General features: G+C 26.9%; 1 protein-coding gene. It reads right to left on the reverse strand.

All coding sequences use genetic code 11. The features are described from left to right. Nucleotides 1-108 precede the first annotated feature (108 nt). Nucleotides 109-1,170, reverse strand: a complete 1,062-nt coding sequence (locus J3U63_RS13170) for a hypothetical protein (RefSeq protein WP_267371843.1) — start codon at nucleotides 1,168-1,170, stop codon at nucleotides 109-111. Nucleotides 1,171-1,314: the final 144 nt, after the last annotated feature.

Below are 1,314 nucleotides of genomic sequence, written 5' to 3' on the forward strand. Positions count from 1 at the left end.
AAGTATGATAAATAGTCTTCTTTTCATCTGTCTTTATCCTTTTATTCGAATAACAAATATCATATTTTGATTTCTTTTAGAGGTAACAAAACCTTAACGATGATATTCTTAATCTTTGTGACATTTTACAACCCTTTGTCTATTACGATATTTACATGAAATCGATTCCAATAACTTGAAGTGCCCACTATTATCTATTTTATAATGTCTCCATTTTTCAATACGTTGTGTTTCGTCACTACCAACATAATTTAATAACCAAACATTTTTTAAACTTTTATCAATATAGTAATACTGTGAAAAAGCGGCCGATTCTGAAATTTTTTCTTTAAAAATTGATAAGTTATCTATTAATTTATTATTTTTTTCAATATTCAAAAATATTTCGAAATCAAACTCTCCATGCTGCTTTTTAGTTAAATTGTATCGATATTCTCCTCTTTGATATATCTCTTTCTTTTTGTTGAATAAAGCTTGACTAACTTCAACAAAATAATCGTCTAATTCGTTTAAATCACACTCATTAGCAAAGTAAGAATCAAAATAAGATCCATCAGCGGGAAAATCACACTTCTTATTCATATCTTCTACAATTTTTTTATTTGTCAACATGGGATGACCAAACCAACTAAATTCCCGATTTGGTATCTTATAATTAAATCCTCGATAAGTTATGGGCGATTCATTATTTTTTTTCAAATGCTTCGAAAATATTATTAAGTGATCTGACTTAGTTAGAAAAACAAAATAATTATCGATCTTTATTAAATCAGTTAAACCCGCTTCCAAGCATAAATTATCGTCATGATTATTAGTAAAGTTTATTGCCTCAAATTGATCGCCTAAAAGGAGCCCTTCTTCTGAAAAAATTTTTTTATATTCCTCCACTTTTTCTGGAGTTTTCCAATAAGATAAAGGTGTAGTAAGATTTGTTGATGTTTTATACTGGATAACACAAATTGTATCAACTATAACTTTTCCATCGATTAATATTAGTTTAATTCTCGAATACTTTTCCGTTAAAAATTCTCTCTCATAATCTGATTTATTACCAGAAACAGAATTTTTTGAAACTTTATAATAATCCCAAATATCCGGTGATTCATTTGAATGAACAATTCCTATAGAAAAAATAAACAATAAAATCAGTGTTAAAAAAATTTTTTTCATCCCCCTTTATCCTTCTCATTTAAATCGTCGACTATTCAATTATTTTAATGGTATCAAAATCAAATAATTTTGGCTTAAATGAAAATTCTTTATTGGTAAATCTTAATGGAAATGGCACATTAGGGGAAAGATATAAGCCATATT

Origin of the sequence: Gilliamella sp. B2838 (genome assembly GCF_026536185.1) — a bacterium.
Classification (GTDB): Bacteria; Pseudomonadota; Gammaproteobacteria; order Enterobacterales; family Orbaceae; genus Gilliamella.

Bases quoted from the DNA above. Each gene is read 5' to 3' on its own strand.
- J3U63_RS13170 (WP_267371843.1), bottom strand. From the start codon at position 1,170: ATGAAAAAAATTTTTTTAACACTGATTTTATTGTTTATTTTTTCTATA.